The organism is Streptomyces sp. NPDC057617 (assembly GCF_042800555.1).
Taxonomy (GTDB): Bacteria; Actinomycetota; Actinomycetes; order Streptomycetales; family Streptomycetaceae; genus Streptomyces.
Genome location: NZ_JBHVGV010000007.1, coordinates 89,778 through 106,941, shown reverse-complemented (window position 1 = coordinate 106,941; position 17,164 = coordinate 89,778). Strand labels below are relative to the sequence as shown.

General features: G+C 69.5%; 16 protein-coding genes. 3 read left to right on the top strand and 13 right to left on the bottom strand.

The window, feature by feature from the left end:
* Positions 1–84: 84 nt before the first annotated feature.
* The 9 genes from pssA to ACFU9P_RS18915 all read right to left on the bottom strand — a co-directional run bounded on the left by pssA (position 85) and on the right by ACFU9P_RS18915 (position 11,047).
* Positions 85–939 carry a CDP-diacylglycerol--serine O-phosphatidyltransferase gene (pssA, locus tag ACFU9P_RS18955; protein WP_376382478.1) on the bottom strand — a complete coding sequence of 285 codons (855 nt, stop codon included), beginning with the start codon at positions 937–939 and terminating at the stop codon, positions 85–87.
* The gene (locus tag ACFU9P_RS18950; protein ID WP_376382377.1) at positions 932–1,579 is read right to left on the bottom strand and encodes a phosphatidylserine decarboxylase; all 648 of its coding nucleotides are present in this window, start codon (positions 1,577–1,579) and stop codon (positions 932–934) included. The genes pssA and ACFU9P_RS18950 overlap by 8 nt, the downstream gene beginning before the upstream one ends.
* 180 nt (positions 1,580–1,759) lie before the next feature.
* Positions 1,760–2,965 carry an acyl-CoA dehydrogenase family protein gene (locus ACFU9P_RS18945; protein WP_384082068.1) on the bottom strand — a complete coding sequence of 402 codons (1,206 nt, stop codon included), beginning with the start codon at positions 2,963–2,965 and terminating at the stop codon, positions 1,760–1,762.
* Positions 2,966–2,972: 7 nt separating this feature from the next.
* Entirely contained in the window at positions 2,973–3,479 is a 507-nt protein-coding gene (locus ACFU9P_RS18940; protein WP_376382479.1) for a MaoC family dehydratase, read from the bottom strand.
* 2 nt (positions 3,480–3,481) lie between these two features.
* Positions 3,482–4,483, bottom strand: coding sequence for an HpcH/HpaI aldolase/citrate lyase family protein (locus ACFU9P_RS18935; RefSeq protein WP_384082065.1), 1,002 nt, complete (start codon positions 4,481–4,483; stop codon positions 3,482–3,484).
* Complete coding sequence (locus ACFU9P_RS18930; RefSeq protein WP_384082062.1) at positions 4,480–6,492, bottom strand: protein meaA; 2,013 nt, start codon at positions 6,490–6,492, stop codon at positions 4,480–4,482. Before ACFU9P_RS18930 ends, ACFU9P_RS18935 begins: the two co-directional genes overlap by 4 nt.
* 1 nt (position 6,493) lies before the next feature.
* Complete coding sequence (gene ccrA, locus ACFU9P_RS18925; protein ID WP_384082059.1) at positions 6,494–7,882, bottom strand: crotonyl-CoA carboxylase/reductase; 1,389 nt, start codon at positions 7,880–7,882, stop codon at positions 6,494–6,496.
* A 425-nt stretch (positions 7,883–8,307) separates the two neighbouring features.
* Positions 8,308–9,120, bottom strand: coding sequence for a TetR family transcriptional regulator (locus ACFU9P_RS18920; RefSeq protein ID WP_384082056.1), 813 nt, complete (start codon positions 9,118–9,120; stop codon positions 8,308–8,310).
* A gap of 115 nt (positions 9,121–9,235) precedes the next feature.
* The gene (locus ACFU9P_RS18915; RefSeq protein WP_384082053.1) at positions 9,236–11,047 is read right to left on the bottom strand and encodes a 3-hydroxyacyl-CoA dehydrogenase family protein; all 1,812 of its coding nucleotides are present in this window, start codon (positions 11,045–11,047) and stop codon (positions 9,236–9,238) included.
* A gap of 389 nt (positions 11,048–11,436) precedes the next feature.
* On the opposite strand from ACFU9P_RS18915, the gene ACFU9P_RS18910 reads away from it, so the two are divergent.
* Positions 11,437–12,003: an adenylosuccinate lyase gene (locus ACFU9P_RS18910; RefSeq protein WP_384082050.1), complete on the top strand. Its 567-nt coding sequence runs from the start codon at positions 11,437–11,439 to the stop codon at positions 12,001–12,003.
* Positions 12,004–12,040: 37 nt separating this feature from the next.
* Here the strand turns inward: ACFU9P_RS18910 and ACFU9P_RS18905 are convergent, their stop codons facing one another.
* Complete coding sequence (locus ACFU9P_RS18905) at positions 12,041–12,934, bottom strand: helix-turn-helix transcriptional regulator (protein WP_384082047.1); 894 nt, start codon at positions 12,932–12,934, stop codon at positions 12,041–12,043.
* 128 nt (positions 12,935–13,062) lie between these two features.
* Between ACFU9P_RS18905 and ACFU9P_RS18900 the strand changes: the two genes are divergently transcribed.
* Complete coding sequence (locus ACFU9P_RS18900; protein WP_384082045.1) at positions 13,063–14,013, top strand: NAD(P)-dependent alcohol dehydrogenase; 951 nt, start codon at positions 13,063–13,065, stop codon at positions 14,011–14,013.
* A gap of 97 nt (positions 14,014–14,110) precedes the next feature.
* On the opposite strand, the gene ACFU9P_RS18895 is transcribed toward ACFU9P_RS18900, so the two are convergent.
* The 3 genes from ACFU9P_RS18895 to ACFU9P_RS18885 all read right to left on the bottom strand — a co-directional run bounded on the left by ACFU9P_RS18895 (position 14,111) and on the right by ACFU9P_RS18885 (position 16,322).
* The gene (locus ACFU9P_RS18895) at positions 14,111–14,719 is read right to left on the bottom strand and encodes a GNAT family N-acetyltransferase (protein ID WP_384082042.1); all 609 of its coding nucleotides are present in this window, start codon (positions 14,717–14,719) and stop codon (positions 14,111–14,113) included.
* Between the two features lie 11 nt (positions 14,720–14,730).
* On the bottom strand, positions 14,731–15,147 hold the full coding sequence (locus ACFU9P_RS18890) for a RidA family protein (RefSeq protein WP_376382398.1): 417 nt from the start codon (positions 15,145–15,147) through the stop codon (positions 14,731–14,733).
* A gap of 110 nt (positions 15,148–15,257) precedes the next feature.
* Positions 15,258–16,322, bottom strand: a complete 1,065-nt coding sequence (locus tag ACFU9P_RS18885; protein ID WP_376382400.1) for an Rv2578c family radical SAM protein — start codon at positions 16,320–16,322, stop codon at positions 15,258–15,260.
* 136 nt (positions 16,323–16,458) lie between these two features.
* On the opposite strand from ACFU9P_RS18885, the gene ACFU9P_RS18880 reads away from it, so the two are divergent.
* Positions 16,459–16,926, top strand: a complete 468-nt coding sequence (locus ACFU9P_RS18880; protein WP_376382402.1) for an SRPBCC family protein — start codon at positions 16,459–16,461, stop codon at positions 16,924–16,926.
* Positions 16,927–17,164: the final 238 nt, after the last annotated feature.

The window sequence follows — 17,164 nt, the reverse complement described above, 5'->3', positions numbered from 1 at the left end:
ATCCCACGGGACCACAACGATGCGCGAGGGCCCGGATGCGTTCCGCACCCGGGCCCTCGCGGTCAAGACCTGTTGAACGACGTCCTACGGGAGCTGCGCCGCCCGCGCCTCGCGGCGGTTGTCGCGGAACGTGTTCACCCGCCGTGCCGTGGCGAACAGCGGAATGACCGCGCCCGTCACGACCTGGAGCGCACAGCCCGTCTGGAGCAGCAACTGCCCGCCGGGGGCGTCGAACGCCCAGGCGGCCAGCAGCCCCATCGCTGCCACGATCCAGCTCAGCATCGCCACCGCGAGAATGCCCCGCGGCTTGGGGTACTCCACACGGCTGACCATCAGCCAGGCCACCCCGACGATCGCCAGCAGCGTCGGTACGAACGGCAGTTCCAGCAGCACGATCGAGATGACCGTCAGCGCGCCGAAGGGGCTCGGCATGCCCTGGAACATCCCGTCCTTCAGGGTCACACAGGAGAATCTCGCCAGCCGCAGCACGACGGCCAGCAGCACCACCACCGCCGCCAGCGCCGACACCCGCTGATGGGCGTCGTCGGCGACCATGCCGTACACCAGCACGAAGTACGCCGGGGCGAGCCCGAAACTGATCAGGTCGGACAGGTTGTCCAGCTCGGCGCCCATCGGCGAGCTGCGCAGCTTGCGTGCCACGAGCCCGTCGAACAGGTCGAAGATGGCCGCGCACAGCATCAGGATCACGGCCGTCGCCGCGGAGTGCCGTGCCATACCGCTCTCGTCACTGCCCGTGAGATGGGGGATGAGAATGCCGGTGGTGGTGAAGTAGACGGCCATGAAGCCGCAGGTGGCGTTGCCGAGCGTCAGGGTGTCCGCTATCGACAGCCGCAGTGACAGCGGCATTTCCTCCGCGTCGTCCTCCGCTTCGGCCTCGGCCTCGGTGGCCCAGCCGGCTTGCGTATCAGGATCAATCACGGTCAATTCGAGTCACCCCTGCGGTCGTGGCCTGACCGACCTCGACAGCGACCTCGACACCTTCCGGAAGGTAGATGTCGACGCGCGAGCCGAAACGGATCAGGCCGATGCGCTCGCCCTGTTCCACCTTGGTGCCCTGGGGGATGTACGGGACGATGCGGCGGGCCACGGCGCCCGCGATCTGCACCATCTCGATATCGCCCAGCTCGGTGTCGAAGTGCCAGACAACGCGCTCGTTGTTCTCGCTCTCCTTGTTGAACGCCGGGACGAATCCGCCGGGGATGTGCTCCACCGAGGTCACGGTCCCCGCGAGGGGAGCGCGGTTCACATGGACATTCAGCGGACTCATGAAGATGGCGACCCGGGTGCGCCCGTCCTTCCACGGCATGATGCTCTGCACCACACCGTCGGCCGGGGAGATGACCCGGCCCTGGGTGATCTCACGCTCGGGGTCGCGGAAGAACCACAGCATGCCCGCCGCGAGCGCGGTGGCGGGCACAGCGAGAACAGCGGCACGCCGGGAACGGCGCGCACGGACCAGTCCGATCGCCGCGGTGGCGACGGTGGGCAGGAGCCACGGCGATGCTCCGCGCGCGAGGCGGACCCGGCCGCGTGGTGCAGAGGTTTGGCTGTGGGGCATGGATGACCTTCGTAGCGGATGATGCCGCGCGGGAAACGGGGGACGGCGGCTTTCCAGCGATGGTATCGGTTGCGAGCAGCAACTGAGCAAGCCAGCAGCCGAGTCGAGCGGCCGGAAGACGGTGCCTCCCGGCGACGGAGTGTGATCTGTGCGGCGGCCAAATAAGATCAAACGCGACAATCAGCTCTGGGCACGGTACTCCTCCAGCAGTCGGCGTCCAATGATCATTTTCTGGATCTCGGCGGTACCCTCGCCGATCAGCAGCATCGGTGCCTCCCGGTAGAGGCGCTCGATCTCGTACTCCTTGGAGAAGCCGTAACCGCCGTGGATGCGGAAGGCGTCCTCGACGACTTCCTTGCAGTATTCGGAGGCGAGGTACTTCGCCATCCCTGCCTCCAGGTCGTTTCGTTCGCCCGAGTCCTTTTTGCGTGCGGCGTTCACCGTCATCGCATGGGCCGCTTCGACCTTGGTGGCCATCTCGGCCAGCTTGAACTGGATGGCCTGGTGCTGCGCGATGGGCTTGCCGAAGGTGTGACGTTGCTGGGCATATGCCACACCCAGCTCGAAAGCACGTTGTGCGACCCCGCAGCCACGCGCGGCGACATTGACCCGGCCGACCTCGACCCCGTCCATCATTTGGTAAAACCCTCTGCCGGTGGTCCCGCCGAGTACCCGATTGGCCGGAATGCGCAGTCCGTCCATGATCAGTTCGGTGGTGTCGACCCCCTTGTACCCCATCTTGTCGATCTTCCCGGGGATGGTGAGGCCCGGCCGTACCTCACCGAAGCCGGGCTCCTTCTCGACCAGGAAGGTGCTCATCGACCTGTGCGGTGGTGTCCCCTCCGGATGGCCCTCGTCGGTACGGCACAACACGGCGACCAGCGTGGAGGTACCGCCGTTGGTGAGCCACATCTTCTGGCCGTCCAGTACGAAATCGTCCCCGTCCCGTACGCCCTTGGAGGTGATGGCGGAGACGTCCGAGCCGAGACCGGGCTCCGACATCGAGAACGCGCCCCGTACCTCGCCCGCCGCCATCTTCGGCAGGAACGCGTCCTTCTGCTCCTGGGTGCCGTGCTGCTTGAGCATGTACGCCACGATGAAATGGGTGTTGACGATGCCCGAGACGGACATCCACCCGCGGGCGATCTCCTCCACGCAGAGCGCGTAGGTGAGCAGCGACTCGCCCAGACCGCCGTACTCCTCGGGGATCATCAGCCCGAACAGCCCGAGGTCCTTGAGGCCCTCGACGATCCGGGTCGGATACTCGTCGCGGTGTTCCAGCTCCGTGGCGACCGGCAGGATCTCCTTGTCGACGAAGTCCCTTACGGTAGCCAGGATCTCCCGCTGAATCTCGGTCAGCCCGGCGGTCTGGGCGAGTCGGCTCATGGCTGGGTCACTTCTCCCGCGGCTCTGGGCGGCCGGGCTGCTCGCCGCCGCGCTCCTTGACGTACTTCTCGGTCGGCACCATCACCTTGCGGCGGAACACACAGACGACCGTGGAGTCCTGCTTGTAGCCCTTGGTCTCCACATACACGATTCCGCGGTCGCTCTTGGACTTCGAGGGCGTCTTGTCGAGCACGGTCGTCTCGCCGTAGATCGTGTCGCCGTGAAAGGTCGGCGCGATGTGCCGCAGCGACTCGACCTCCAGATTGGCGATGGCCTTCCCGGAGACGTCCGGCACCGACATGCCCAGCAGCAGCGAGTAGACGTAATTGCCGACGACGACGTTCTTCCCGAAGTCGGTCGTCTTCTCGGCGTAGTTGCTGTCCAGATGGAGCGGATGGTGGTTCATGGTGAGCAGACAGAACAGGTGGTCGTCGTACTCCGTCACCGTCTTGCCGGGCCAGTGCTTGTAGACCGCCCCGATCTCGAACTCCTCAAAAGTCCTGCCGAACCGCATCGTCATGCCTCCGGGGCTTCGAAAGCGGTGGTACGGCGCATGCCCGCGGCCCGGCCCTTGCCCGAGATGACCAGCGCCATCTTGCGGCTGGCCTCGTCGATCATCTCGTCGCCGAGCATCGCCGAGCCCTTCTTGCCGCCTGCCTCCGAGGTGTAGTAGTCGTACGCGTCGAGAATCAGCTCGGCGTGGTCGTAGTCCTCCTGGGAGGGCGAGAAGATCTCGTTCGACGCCTCGATCTGGCCGGGGTGCAGCACCCACTTGCCGTCGTAGCCCAGCGCGGCCGCCCGGCGCGCCACCTCGCGGTAGCCGTCCACATCGCGGATCTGGAGGTACGGGCCGTCGATGGCCTGGAGATCGTGGGTACGGGCCGCCATCAGGATGCGCATCAGAATGTAGTGGTAGGCGTCCGCGCCGTAGCCGGGCGGCTGCTGCCCCACCACCAGCGACTTCATATTGATGGAGGCCATGAAGTCGGCGGGACCGAAGACGATGGTCTCAAGGCGCGGCGAGGCGCCGGCGATCTCGTCGACGTTCACCAGACCCCTGGCGTTCTCGATCTGCGCCTCGATACCGATCCTGCCGACCTCGAAGCCCATCGTCTTCTCGATCTGGGTGAGCAGCAGATCCAGCGCCACGATCTGCTGGGCGTCCTGGACCTTCGGCAGCATGACGCAGTCGAGATTGTGGCCCGCGCCCTCCACGACCGTGATCACATCGCGGTACGTCCAGTGCGTCGTCCAGTCGTTGACGCGCACCACCCGGATCTTGCCGGTCCAGTCGCCCTTGTTCAGCGCGTCGACGATGGTGTGCCGGGCACCCTCCTTGGCGAGCGGCGCGCAGGCGTCCTCCAGATCGAGGAAGACCTGGTCGGCCGGGAGCCCCTGCGCCTTCTCCAGGAAGCGCGGGTTCGAGCCCGGTACGGCGAGACAGGAGCGGCGCGGACGCAGCCGGTCGGCGGGGGCGGCGGCCGGCTCGGCGGCGGCGTGCGTGGCAGGCGCGGTCATGCGGGGACCTCCAAGGGGTCGAGCTTGTTCGCTTTCCTGATCTCATCGACGATACGGCCGATGATCTCGGTGATTCCGAAGTCCTTCGGGGTGAACACGGCGGCCACCCCGGCCGCCCGCAGCTCCTCGGCGTCGGCGTTCGGGATGATCCCGCCGACGATCACCGGGATGTCGCCCGCGCCCGCCTCGCGCAGCCGTACCAGCACCTCCGGCACCAGCGCGCCGTGCGAGCCGGACAGCACCGACAGCCCCACGCAGTGCACGTCCTCGGCGAGCGCGGCACCGACGATCTGCTCCGGTGTCAGCCTGATGCCCTGGTAGACCACCTCGAACCCGGCGTCGCGCGCGCGGACCGCGATCTGCTCGGCGCCATTGGAGTGCCCGTCCAGGCCGGGCTTGCCGACCAGCAGCCGCAGCCGTCCCGAGCCGAGTTCGCCGGCGGTACGGGACACCGCCTCGCGGACCGCCGCGAGCGGGGTGTCCGGCTCCGCGCCCACCGCGACCGGTGCGCCGCCCACCCCGGTCGGCGCGCGGAACTCGCCGAAGACGTCCCGCAGCGCCCAGGCCCACTCGCCGGTGGTCACCCCGGCCCGCGCGCATTCCAGGGTTGCCGGCATCAGATTCGCCGTGCCGGCCGCGGCCTTCTTCAGCGCGGCCAGTGCCGCCGTGGCCCGCGTCTCGTCGCGGTTGTCCCGCCAGGTGTGCAGCGCCGCCACCACCCGGGCCTCGTTCGCCGGGTCGACCGTCATGATCGCGGTGTCCAGATCGGCGGTGAGCGGACTGGGCTCGGTGGACCCGTAGCAGTTGACCCCGACGATCTTCTGCTCGCCCGACTCGATGCGCGCCCGGCGCCCGGCGTGCGAGGCGACCAGCCGCGACTTGAGATACCCGGACTCGACGGCCGCCAGCGCGCCGCCCATCTCCTCGATCCGCCCGATCTCGGCGAGGGACTCCGTGACCAGGTCCGCCACCTTGGCCTCGACGACATGCGATCCCTCGAAGATGTCCTCGTACTCCAGCAGATCGCTCTCGTGCGCGAGCACCTGCTGTATGCGGAGCGACCACTGCTGGTCCCAGGGGCGCGGCAGCCCCAGCGCCTCGTTCCAGGCGGGGAGCTGTACGGCGCGGGCGCGGGCGTCCTTGGAGAGGGTCACGGCCAGCATTTCGAGGACGATCCGCTGGACGTTGTTCTCCGGCTGGGCCTCGGTCAGCCCGAGCGAGTTGACCTGGACGCCGTAGCGGAACCGGCGCTGCGAGGCGTCCTCGATGCCGTACCGCTCCCGGGTGACCGTGTCCCAGATCCGGGCGAACGCCCGCATCTTGCACATCTCCTCGATGAAGCGGACTCCGGCGTTCACGAAGAACGACATCCGGCCGACCACCTCACCCCTGCGCTCCTCCGGGATCCGGCCCGACGCGAACACCGCGTCCAGGACGGCGATCGCGGTGGACATCGCGTACGCGATCTCCTGCACCGGGGTCGCGCCCGCCTCCTGGAGGTGGTAGCTGCAGATGTTGATGGGGTTCCACCGGGGGATGTGGTTCACCGTGTACGTGATCATGTCGGTGGTCAGCCGCAGGCTCGGCCCCGGCGGGAACACATACGTGCCGCGCGAGAGGTACTCCTTGACGATGTCGTTCTGGGTCGTCCCCTGGAGACGGGCGATGTCCGCGCCCTGCTCCTCCGCGACCACCTGGTAGAGCGCCAGCAGCCACATCGCGGTGGCGTTGATGGTCATCGAGGTGTTGGTGCGGTCCAGCGGGATGTCCTGGAACAGCCGCCGCATGTCGCCGAGATGGGAGACCGGCACCCCGACCCGGCCGGCCTCGCCGCGGGCGAGGACATGATCGGGGTCGTAGCCGGTCTGGGTCGGCAGGTCGAAGGCGACGGACAGACCCGTCTGCCCCTTCGCGAGATTGCGCCGGTACAGCTCGTTGGACGCCTCGGCGGTCGAATGGCCCGCGTAGGTCCGCATCAGCCAGGGCCGGTCCCGGTGCCGCTCGCCCATCTCAGGCCCCCCGGACCAGGGTGGTGCGCGAGGCCCCGGCGGGCGCCTCCGCCGCGGTGTCACGGAACAGGTTGATGGCGTCGATGTGCCGCGCGCGCAGCTCCTCGTCCCGTACGCCCAGACCCTCGCGCGGCGCCAGCGCCAGCACGCCGACCTTGCCCTGGTGCCGGTTGGCATGGACGTCGTACGCGGCCTGGCCGGTGTCCTCCAGCGCGTACACCTTCGACAGGGTGGGGTGGATCCTGCCCTTGGCGACCAGCCGGTTGGCCTCCCACGCCTCGCGGTAGTTGGCGAAGTGCGAGCCGATGATCCGCTTCAGGGACATCCACAGATAGCGGTTGTCGTACTCGTGGGTGTAGCCCGAGGTCGAGGCGCAGGTGACGATCGTGCCGCCCTTGCGGGTGACATAGACGGAGGCGCCGAAGGTCTCGCGGCCCGGGTGCTCGAAGACGATGTCCACGTCCTCGCCGCCGGTCAGTTCGCGGATGCGTTTGCCGAAGCGCTTCCACTCGCGCGGGTCCTGGTGGTGCTCGTCCTTCCAGAACCGGTAGTCCTCGGCCGTACGGTCGATGATCGCCTCGGCGCCCATCCGCCGGCAGATCTCCGCCTTCAGCCCGCTGGAGACCACACACACCGGCGTGGCCCCGCCCGCGAGCGCGAACTGTGTGGCATATGAACCGAGTCCGCCGCTCGCACCCCAGATCAGCACATTGTCGCCCTGCTTCATCCCGGCGCCGTTGCGGGAGACGAGCTGGCGGTACGCGGTCGAGTTGACCAGGCCGGGTGCCGCGGCCTCCTCCCAGGTCAGATGCTGGGGCCTGGGCATGAGCTGGTTGGACTTCACAAGTGCCAGCTCAGCCAGGCCGCCGAAGTTGGTCTCGAAGCCCCAGATCCGCTGCTCCGGGTCGAGCATCGTGTCGTTGTGCCCGTCGGACGACTCCAGCTCGACGGAGAGACAGTGCGCCACGACCTCGTCGCCCGGCCGCCACGCGTTGACCCCCGGGCCGGTGTGCAGCACGACACCGGAGAGGTCGGAGCCGATGATGTGGTACGGCAGGTCGTGCCGCCTGGCGAGGTCGCTGAGCTTGCCGTACCGCTCCAGGAACCCGAAGGTCGGCAACGGCTCGAAGACCGACGTCCAGACGGAGTTGTAGTTGACCGAGCTGGCCATGACGGCCACCAGGGCCTCGCCGGGGCCGAGTTCGGGCACCGGCACCTCGTCGAGATGGAGCGACTTGCGGGGGTCCTTCTCGCGGCTGGGGAGACCGGCGAACATCTCCGTCTCGTCCTTGTGCACGGTCACCGCGCGGTACGAACCGGGGACGGGCAGTGCGGCGAAGTCGGCGGACGTGGTGTCCGGCGACTGGATCGCGTCCAGGATTTCCTTCACGGTGGTGCCTCCGGCGAAGCTGGGGGAGCGAGCCGCGGGGGCCGCTCGCTGGTGTGCGGTGGAGGTGTGCCGTCGGTTCGGCGGGGGCGCTGCTGATCAGCCTGTGGGGCTGACCGTGCTGAACGGCGGCGCCGGGTGAGCGCGGGAGGTGCCTGTGACGCAGGCGTCCGGGCGCACAAGCGGGACGGCTTGCGGGAACAGCCGGACACCTTCACGGTATGGCACGCCGTGACACCTGGCAAGGCACTGGGTGCCAGAAATCTCTCTCACTTGTCACCGGTGCGGCACGCATGAGCAATCCCTACCGCTGTATTAACGGAAAATATCACTTCATGTGGGCAAAGGAACGCATGGCGTATCGCGGCCAGGGGGAGTCAGCCAAGGGGGAGTCAAGGGGGGAGCGGGGAGCGAGCGAGGGGCGAGGCTTACGCGTCCCTCAGTGCCTGCTTGATGGTCCGCATGACCTCGTCCAGCGGGGCGTCCGTATGCGCCACCGTCACCAGCACATCGCCGCTGGTACGGGCCGTGGCCGCGGCGTGCTGCGGCTTGCCCCCGATGGTCCGGCCCGCGCCGATGCCGGCGCCGAAGGTCTCCCGGACGATCGCGAAGGCATGGTCGAGCTGCGCCTCCACATCGCCCTGGCCGCCCGCCCGCAGCCAGCGGCGCAGCACATGGTTGTGTGCGGTGACGACGGCCGACGCGGCGACCTCCGCCAGCAGCGGGTCGTCATTGCCGTCGGTGTGGTCGCGCTCGTCGAAATGGCCCAGCAGATAGCGGGTGAACAGCCGCTCGTAGCGGGCCACCGAGGCGATCTCGCGCTCCCGCAGGGTGGGCACCTCGCGGGTGAGCCGGTAGCGCTCCACGGAGACCGCGGGGGAGGCCGCGTACATCCGCATGACTTCCTTGATGCCCCGGCAGACCGTGTCCAGCGGATGTTCATGGGCGGGCGCGGCGTTGAGTACCGCCTCCGCCCGTACGAGCGTGTCGTCGTGGTCCGGGAAGATCGCCTCTTCCTTGGAGCGGAAATGCCGGAAGAACGTCCGGCGGGCGACCCCGGCGGCGGCGGCGATCTCGTCGACGGTGGTCGCCTCGTACCCCTTGGTCGCGAACAGCTCCATCGCCGCGGCCGCCAGCTCCCGGCGCATCTTCAGCCGCTGGGCGGCCGCGCGGGTGCCTGCGGCACTCTCCGGAACGTCGGTCCTGGTGTTCGTACGGGAGGACTTGGCGGGCTGGGACATGAGGTGAACGTACTGCATCGACGCAGGAGATCGCGCCCGCGGGGCCGGGTCCTTGATCACCAATGGAACCGGTACCGGGATCGCCGCTGGGCCGGTACCGGGATCAGCGCCGGGATCAGCGCCGGGCGTATTCGCGGAAGCCGCGGCCGGTCTTGCGGCCGAGACAGCCCGCCGCCACAAGATGTTCGAGCAGCGGCGCCGGAGCCAGGCCAGGATCCCGGAACTCGCGGTGCAGCACCCGCTCGATGGCCAGCGACACATCGAGCCCGACCACATCGAGCAGTTCGAAGGGCCCCATCGGATAACCGCCGCCCAGTTTCATCGCGGCGTCGATGTCGTCGAGGCTCGCGTAGTGCTCCTGAACCATCTTGACCGCGTTGTTCAGATACGGGAACAGCAGCGCGTTGACGATGAAACCCGCCCGGTCCCCGCAGTCGACCGGATGCTTGCGGACGGCCGTGGCCACCGCGCGGGCGGTGGCCCGGACGTCGTCGGCGGTGAGGACCGTACGGACCACCTCGACCAGCTTCATCGCCGGAGCCGGATTGAAGAAGTGCATCCCGACCACGTCCTGCGGGCGCGAGGTCGCGCGGGCACAGGCCACCACCGGCAGCGAGGAGGTCGTCGTGGCCAGCACCGCGCCCGGCTTGCAGACCTTGTCGAGCGCGGCGAAGAGCTGCCGCTTGATCTCCAGGTCCTCGGCCACGGCCTCGACGGCGAGATCCACCTCGGCGAAGGCGTCAAGCGAACCGGCCGGGGTGATCCGCGCCAGGGCCTGGTCACGGGCCTCGGCGGTCAGCCGGCCCTTGTCCACGGAGCGGGCGAGGGACTTCGCGATCCGGGCTGCGGCGGCCTCCGCCTTCTCCGGGGTGCGCGCCGCGAGCACCACATCGAAACCGGCCGTGGCGAAGACCTCGGCGATCCCGCTCGCCATGGTGCCGGAGCCCGCGACACCGACGGAGCGGACGGGGCGGGGAGCGCCTGCGGGGCTCGCGGTGCCGGTGGTGTCCGGCGGGATGAGGGCGTCGTCCGGGGTGAGGGCGTCCGGCACCACCGCGCCGCTGCCCGGGCCCTCGTACGTATAGAAGCCGCGGCCCGACTTGCGGCCGGTCAGCCCCGCCTCGCCGAGCTGCCTGAGCACCGGGGCCGGGGCGTGCAGCCGGTCGCGGGACGCGGCGTACATCGCCTCCAGGACCGTACGGGCCGTGTCGACGCCGATCAGATCGAGCAGCGCGAGCGGTCCCATCGGCAGCCCGCAGCCCAGCCGCATCGCCGCGTCGATGTCCTCGCGGGAGGCGTACCTGGCCTCGTACATCGCGGCGGCCTGGTTCAGATAGCCGAAGAGCAGCCCGTCCGCGACAAAGCCGGGCCGGTCACCCACCGCGACCGGCTCCTTGCCCAGCTCCCGGGCGAGCCCGGTGACGGCCGCCACGGCCCGGGGCGCGGTGAGGACCGAGGACACCACCTCGACCAGCTTCATCGCCGGGGCCGGATTGAAGAAATGCAGGCCGAGCACGCGCTCGGGATGCGCCGAGTCCGCGGCCAGCCGGGTCACGGACAGCGCGTTGGTGCCGGTCGCGAGAATCGTCGACGGGCCGACGATCCCGTCCAGCGCCCGGAAGACCCGCTGCTTGGTCTCGTACGACTCGGGCACCACCTCGATCACCAGATCGGCACCGGCGGCGGCGTGCAGATCGGAGAAGGTGCGGAACCGCGCGAGGACCGTGCGCCGCTCCTCCTCCGTGAGCCGCCCGCGCGCCACGGCCCGCGCGGTGGACGCTTCGAGCGAGGCGACCGCCCGTGCGGCGGCGATGTCACTGATGTCGATACCGACGACCTCACGGCCGGCGCGGGCGAGGACCTCGGCGATACCGGTCCCCATGGTGCCGAGGCCGACGACGGCGATGGTGGAGAGAGGGATGTCCATCACGGGACTCCAGAGGATGAGTGACGACTGAGAAGGGCGGACCCGGAATCGCTGGCAGGGGCCGCGGGGCGCGGCGGGCGCGCGTGGCTGATGCGGTCACGGAGCTGGGCGGCGGACTCTGTCCCGGAGCCGCGCCGTACCGACGGTCCGGACGGGCCGGACCGCAAGGGTGCTGAACCGACAGCGCTCTCGGCGGCTGCGTCACCAGGCCACCGGGAGCCGCGGGGGTTTCCCGCTCATTTGAGATTAACCGACGAGTAACGAGCGCGCCAGAGGGGGGTGGTTGTGCGCTGAATCACTTCGGGGTGGGGTGCCGGGGCATGGCGAGGAGTGGCCGGGAGCGGGCGACAAGTGCTCCCGGAGCCGATGCCGTCGATACGCTGGGCCATATGGATGAGGACGTCCGCTCGCTCATGGACCGGGTGCGGGACGAGTCAGGCGGCTCCGCCTCGTACGTACGGCTCGTCGCGACCGAGGACCTAGACGAACTGGCCGCCGTCCTCACCGAGCGCGGGCGGCCCCTGTGGGCGCGGGAGACCGCCGCGTTCCGGCTCGGCTGCGCCGGCGACCGGCGGGCCTTCGAAACGCTGGTACTGCTCCTCAACCACCGCGACCCGGAACGCTGCGTCTCCGCCGCCTACGCCCTCACTCTCCTTGGCGACCCCCGCACCCCCAGAGCCGCAGCCGCCCTCGCCGCCAACCGACTCCGCACCGCCTACGCCCTCCACCCCGTACGGCTGCTCGCCGCGTTACGCGCCCCAGAGTCCGTACCCGCGCTGATCACCACCCTCGAACGACTGCTGGCACCCGACGAGCCGCACTGGCGGGTGGCGCTGGCCTGCGTCGAAGGCCTCGGCACACTCGGGGACGACCGGGCACGGGCCGTACTGGAAGCAGCCCGCGATCACCCGCGACTGGCGTCCGCAGCAGGCGACGCGCTGAGCCGCCTCGCGTAACGCACCTTGCCCTCGTCGACGTGAGCTGGCCGGCACGTCACGGTTGCGGGGTGACCGCTGATGTCGTGTCCGGTGAATCGAGCAGGGCGGCCAGCAACTGGAGTCGCTCGTCGTCCGGGCTTCCCGCTTCGGCGGTGTAGGTGATGAGCACCGGGCCGGGAGCGCCGGGCACCGGATAGGCGTCCCATTCCAGGTTCAGCTCGCCGACCATCGGGTGATTGACACGCATCCGGCCACGGACGGCCTCTTCGACGTCGTGGCGCGCCCAGAGTGTCGCGAACTCGTCGCTTCGGACGGCGAGTTCGCCGACGAGTTCCACGCCGCGAGGGTGCCCCGGGTCGGCGGCGATCTGGGTCCGCAGCATTCCGGTCAGCTCGGCGACGGTGGCCGCCCGGTCCGGGCATGCCTGGTCGGCTTCGGGGTGCAGCAGCAACATGAGCAGGTTTCGTTCGGCCGGGGGGAGCAGGGTGAACTCGCCGAGCAGAGCACCTGCCAGCGGGTTCCACGCCAGGACGTCCAGGAAGCGGCCGACGACCATCGTGGGCGTGGTCATGGTCCGCAGCAGCCGCAGCGTGGTGGGCGGTACCTTCTCGGGCTCGTGGTGGCGCGGGCCGCGGGCGGGTGTGCGCGCGGCGGCGGCGAGGCTGTGCAGGTACCGGGACTCCTCGGCGGAGAAGTTGAGGGCACGTGCGAGAGCGTCCAGGACCTGTTCGGAAGGCCGGACATCGCGTCCTTGTTCCATGCGCTGGTAGTAATCCGCGCTCACCCCGGCCAGCAGGGCCAGTTCCTCCCGCCGCAGCCCGGCGACGCGCCGCCTCGGGCCGGGTTCCAGGCCGACATCCTGTGGCAGCAGTCGAGTGCGGCGCGTCCGCAGGAACTCGGCGAGTTCACGTCGGGGATCGTCACTCACGGCAAGGGAGTCGTCGGTCACGGCGTCAGTATGCCCCGGGCGCGGCTCGTGAGGGTGGGTCTGCCGGACCCAGGAAAAGCGGAACGACCGTGACTCCGCGCGCAGGGTCCAGCATCGGATCATCCACCCCGCCACGGAAGGACAACGACATGAAGGCCGTTCAGATCACGAGCTACGGTGCGGCGGACGTCCTGCGCATCAACGAGGTCCCGCGTCCCGCTCCCGGCGCCGGCGAGGTACTGGTGTCGGTCGAGGCGTCCAGCGTGAACGGACACGACGTGATCGTCCGCGCGGGAGGGCTGAAGATGGTCTCGGGGCGCCGGTTCCCGATCGGCGTGGGGCTGGACTTCGCGGGCGTCGTCGCCGCGACCGGCGCTGATGTCGAGGATTACCGGGCCGGGGACCGGGTGTGGGGCACGGTGCACCCCCGCGAGCGGCACACAACCGGCGGGACAGCCGAATACGTCGTGGTGCCCGCGGACCGCATCGCGCCCGCACCCGTGGGCATCTCACCGGTCGAAGCGGCCTCCGTGGTCGTCGCGGGCACCACCGCGCTGATCGCGCTGCGCGACAGCGCGCACCTCGCCGCCGGGGAACGGGTTCTGGTCCGGGGCGCGGCCGGCGGTGTCGGCACGGCCGCGGTGCAACTGGCACACGCGATGGGCGCTCATGTCACCGCCCTGGCCCGCGACCGCCACACCCGGCTCCTCACCGGCCTCGGCGCCGACGAGGTCCTCGACTACGGCTCCACCACCTCGGACCGGATCGGCCCCTTCGACGTCATCCTCGACACCGTCGGCACGGAACTGAACTGCTACCGAAGCCGGCTTGCCAAGGGCGGCCGCATGGTCACCGTCGGACTGTCCGCGCCCGCCCTGGCCGCAATCGCCGCCTCCAGCGTGTACGGTCCCCGCCGCATTCGTACCTTCAGCGCCGACCCCGACACCGCCGTCCTCCGCGATCTGGCCGGCAATGTCGCCTCGGGTGCGCTGCGTCCGGTGGTCAACGGCGTGTATCCGCTCTCGGACACGGCCGCGGCGCAACAGGCTTTCGAACGGGGCGGCGCGGCAGGCAAGCAAGTGATCCAGGTGACCGCATAACCCCGCGGCAGCTTCACACAAGAACAGCCGAGGGGGGCCGCTACGAGGACAGCCGAGGGAGGCCGCTACTAGGACAGCCGAGGGGGGCCGCCCGGGGTCATCCGAGGCCGGCCTCCGCCGCCGCGGACGCGCTGAGCCGTCTCGCATAGCGCACCTCGGGCACCGCCACCCCGTTCACGTCGAACTGCTCCTCCCTGCCGTCGGGTGCGAAGCCCGCCCTGGTGTAGAAGCGGCGGGCCCGGTCGTTGGCCGCGAGGACCCAGAGCACTAGTGAAGAGGCACCCGCCGCCTCGGCCCTGGCCGTCAGCGCGTCGATCAGCGCGCTGCCCACGCCGGTGCCGATCCGCTCGGGCAGGACATACAGGGCGTACAGCTCCGCCGTCCTGTCCGGTACGTCCTCGTCGCGGCTCGGGCCGCAGCAGCCCCAGCCGACCACGTGGCCCGCCCGCTCGGCCACCAGATCGACCACCCGGCCGTCGCCATTGGTCAGATACTCCCGGCGGCGGGCCGCGTCCTCCTCGACGCTCATCGCGTCGAGATACGCCTGCGGTATCAGTCCCCGGTACGCGTGCTGCCAGCCGCGCACCCGGACCGTGGCGACGGCCTCGCAGTCGTCGACCGTCATCTCACGGATCCGTACGGGGACCTCGGCCCGGCCGGGAGGGGGCAGGTCGCCCGCCCCGGCGCGGGCTCCGTGGTGGGACACGAGGTCATGGCTCAGTCCGTCCCGCCATCGCTCTCCCCGACGATCGCGAACGCCTCTATCTCCACCAGCAGTTCGGGCCGGAACAGCGCCGCCACCTGGACCGCCGAACTCGCGGGCGGACGCGCCGTGTCTATCACCGCGTCCCTCGCCTCGCGTACCGCGGGCAGATGCGCCACATCGGTGACGAAGTACGTCAGCTTGACGACATCGGTGAAGCCGGCCCCGGCCGCGGCCAGACAGCGGCGCAGATTCTCGAACACCTGGCGCGCCTGGACGGCCGGATCCCCCTCGCCGACCACCTTGCCGTCCGCGTCGAACGCGCACTGGCCGGAGACAGCGACGAACCGGCCCGTGCCCCAGACGACATGGCTGTAGCCGTTGCCCGGAGCGACACCGTCGGGGGCCTGCAGATGCGTGAGTTCAGTCATGTGCCCATCCTTGCCGATGCCACTGACAATCGGCCAAGAGTTTCCGTGATCTCCGTGATCTCCGTGATCTCCGTGGCCGCCGTGACCCCCATGATCTCCGTGGCTGCCGGTCACAGCAGTGTGAGCTGGGTCGCCGCCGAGCGGACCGGCAGATCGGGACGCGCGGGCAGCTCCGGGTCCTGGGGTACGGATATGCGCCGGGCCTCGCCGCGCCCCGCAGGCCCGATCCCGAACTCGTCGGCCAGTTCGTGCACCTGCCGGGTGATCCGCCGCTGGTACCACTTGGGCGCGTACGCGCCCTCCGCGTACAGCCGCTCGTACCGCGCCACCAGATACGGATGGTGCTGCTCCAGCCAGGACATGAACCACTCTCGCGCGCCCGGCCGCAGATGCAGTACGAGCGGGGTGACGGAGGTGGCCCCGGCCGCGGCGATCGACCGTACCGTCGCCCTGAGCTGGTCGGGACGGTCGCTCAGGAACGGAATGACCGGCGCCATCAGCACCCCGCAGCCGATCCCGTTCTCGGCCATCGTGCGCACCACGTCGAGCCGCCGCTCTGGCGAGGGCGTACCCGGTTCGACCGTGCGCCACAGCTCCTGGTCGGTGAAGCCGACCGAGACCGAGATCCCCACCTCGGTGACCGACGCCGCCTCCCGCAACAGCTCCAGATCGCGCAGGATCAGCGTGCCTTTGGTAAGGATGGAGAACGGGTTGGCACGGTCACGCAGGGCCGTGATGATGCCCGGCATCAGCCGGTACCGCCCCTCCGCGCGCTGGTAGCAGTCGACATTCGTGCCCATCGCGATATGCGCCCCCTGCCAGCGGCGGGAGGCGAGCTGGCGGCGGACCAGCTCCGGGGCGTTGATCTTGACCACGATCTGGGAGTCGAAGCCCTGGCCGGTGTCGAGATCGAGATAGCTGTGGGTCTTGCGGGCGAAGCAGTAGACGCAGGCGTGTGTGCAGCCCCGGTACGGATTCACCGTCCATTCGAACGGCATACGGGACGCCCCCGGCACCCGGTTCACAATCGAACGGGCACGGATCTCGTAGAAGGTGACACCACGGAATTCGGGTGTGTCGAAGGTCCTGGTGGTCACCGCGTCCGTACCGAAGAGCGCGATGTCCCCGGTCGCCCCCTGCATTGAGGTGTTCTCGACCAGATTGTCCCAGCGCATGGATACCTCCTCGGTAGCACTCACCTCAGAATAGAACACATGTTCCCTTGATCGCCCGCCGAGCGGATTTGGCGGGCGTACCGGAGGGTGGTTGGCTGGCCGCACCCCACCCGGAACGAGTGCTGGAGGAACAGCCATGGCGCAGGTCGAGGCCACCACGGAGCGGATCATCGCGGCGGACCCGGAGACAGTGTTCGACGCGCTGGCCGATTACGAGAACACCCGGGCGAAGCTGCTGCCCGAGCAGTTCAGCGAGTACGAGGTGCGGGAGGGCGGCGACGGCGAGGGCTCGCTCGTCCACTGGAAGCTCCAGGCGACGAGCAAGCGGGTGCGCGACTGTCTGCTGGAGGTGACCGAGCCGACCGACGGACAGCTCATCGAGAAGGACCGCAACTCCTCGATGGTCACCACCTGGACCGTCACCCCCGCCGGCGAGGGCCGTTCGAAGGCCGTCGTCACGACCGTCTGGGACGGCGCGGGCGGGATCGGCGGGTTCTTCGAGCGGACCTTCGCCCCCAAGGGGCTCGGCCGTATCTACGGCGTGATCCTCGAAAGGCTCGCCGCCGAGACCGAGAAGACGCGCGAGAACGGCTCCAGTAACTAGGCGCTGTCCGATCGACCGGACAGGACCTGGCCGTACCGGCTGAGAGAGCCCCAACCGGCCCCTCCGGCCGGACAGTTCGACTCGTCCCGGCAGGTCTCGGCGTGTCACCGCCGGGGTCACCGATTCGAGTGGTTTTCCCCGCGGCGCCGTTGCGCGCCCCCCGCGCGACACGTCGCGGGAAAGCCCCTGATGAGCGCCCCGGCGCAGGCTTCACCGCTCAACCCGCCCCCGTCACAAC

Excerpts from the sequence above, each read along its gene's own strand:
- ACFU9P_RS18950 (WP_376382377.1), bottom strand. The coding sequence starts at position 1,579 with ATGCCCCACAGCCAAACCTCTGCACCACGCGGCCGGGTCCGCCTCGCG.
- ACFU9P_RS18945 (WP_384082068.1), bottom strand. The coding sequence starts at position 2,965 with ATGAGCCGACTCGCCCAGACCGCCGGGCTGACCGAGATTCAGCGGGAG.
- ACFU9P_RS18940 (WP_376382479.1), bottom strand. The coding sequence starts at position 3,479 with ATGCGGTTCGGCAGGACTTTTGAGGAGTTCGAGATCGGGGCGGTCTAC.
- ACFU9P_RS18935 (WP_384082065.1), bottom strand. The coding sequence starts at position 4,483 with ATGACCGCGCCTGCCACGCACGCCGCCGCCGAGCCGGCCGCCGCCCCC.
- ACFU9P_RS18930 (WP_384082062.1), bottom strand. The coding sequence starts at position 6,492 with ATGGGCGAGCGGCACCGGGACCGGCCCTGGCTGATGCGGACCTACGCG.
- ACFU9P_RS18920 (WP_384082056.1), bottom strand. The coding sequence starts at position 9,120 with ATGTCCCAGCCCGCCAAGTCCTCCCGTACGAACACCAGGACCGACGTT.
- ACFU9P_RS18915 (WP_384082053.1), bottom strand. The coding sequence starts at position 11,047 with ATGGACATCCCTCTCTCCACCATCGCCGTCGTCGGCCTCGGCACCATG.
- ACFU9P_RS18910 (WP_384082050.1), top strand. The coding sequence starts at position 11,437 with ATGGATGAGGACGTCCGCTCGCTCATGGACCGGGTGCGGGACGAGTCA.
- ACFU9P_RS18900 (WP_384082045.1), top strand. The coding sequence starts at position 13,063 with ATGAAGGCCGTTCAGATCACGAGCTACGGTGCGGCGGACGTCCTGCGC.
- ACFU9P_RS18890 (WP_376382398.1), bottom strand. The coding sequence starts at position 15,147 with ATGACTGAACTCACGCATCTGCAGGCCCCCGACGGTGTCGCTCCGGGC.
- ACFU9P_RS18885 (WP_376382400.1), bottom strand. The coding sequence starts at position 16,322 with ATGCGCTGGGACAATCTGGTCGAGAACACCTCAATGCAGGGGGCGACC.
- ACFU9P_RS18880 (WP_376382402.1), top strand. The coding sequence starts at position 16,459 with ATGGCGCAGGTCGAGGCCACCACGGAGCGGATCATCGCGGCGGACCCG.